This is a genomic window from Holdemanella sp., assembly GCF_056804935.1.
The window spans coordinates 1-683 of sequence record NZ_DBMEXE010000276.1 but is presented as its reverse complement, the minus strand read 5'-3'; the positions used below and the strand labels follow the sequence as shown (position 1 = coordinate 683).

2 protein-coding genes are annotated in these 683 nt (G+C 30.2%); both read left to right on the top strand.

The features are described from left to right. On the top strand, window positions 1-180 hold a 180-nt coding region (locus ACZQCL_RS09270), incomplete at its 5' end, for a DUF6930 domain-containing protein (RefSeq protein WP_482482984.1). Between the two features lie 4 nt (window positions 181-184). Next, window positions 185-683, top strand: a 499-nt coding sequence (locus ACZQCL_RS09265; protein ID WP_482482982.1) for a hypothetical protein, incomplete at its 3' end; no start/stop codon positions are given.

The window sequence follows — 683 nt, the reverse complement described above, 5'->3', positions numbered from 1 at the left end:
AATAATTTTTTGGGTGCCATCGAACATTTTGGTAAGCCTAAACATGTATATGCCAGAAATCCATATATTCTAAATTGGCTTGATTTTATTTGTGAGAAATTAGATATTCCTCTAGTTAAAGATAATTTGGAAGAAATCGATGATATTTTTAATATGTTAAAACATATGGATATGGAGTAATGAAATGAAAAAGGAACTACAAAAACAAATGGATTCCATGATGGAAATGACAATGGAAGCCATCACAAACAACAAGAAATTAGAACCTGCATTAAATGAATTATTCAAATATGCACCCCAAGATGAAAAATATCAATTCATCTTACTTCATGAAATCGCCAATCAATATCTACATGAATTATTAGATATTGATTCTGAATTCCACGATTATTCTTTTGAAGAAGGTATAAAGATTTGTATAGAAGAAAAAACGGACTATTTAAAGGAAAGATTTCAAATTTGTACCATTCAGTTTCAATTGGACGACATCACAAGAACCATCACATTCCCTAAAAGACTTCCATTAGCGGATATGACATATTTTGTGATGTCTAGTTTAGACATTGTATGCAGCTACGATTTCATGATCAATTGTGAAGGCATTGATTATTCTACTGAAGAAATGCAGATTTGTTCCATTGCCGATTTATGTTTAGAAAAGAATGATATGTTCTTACTATCCT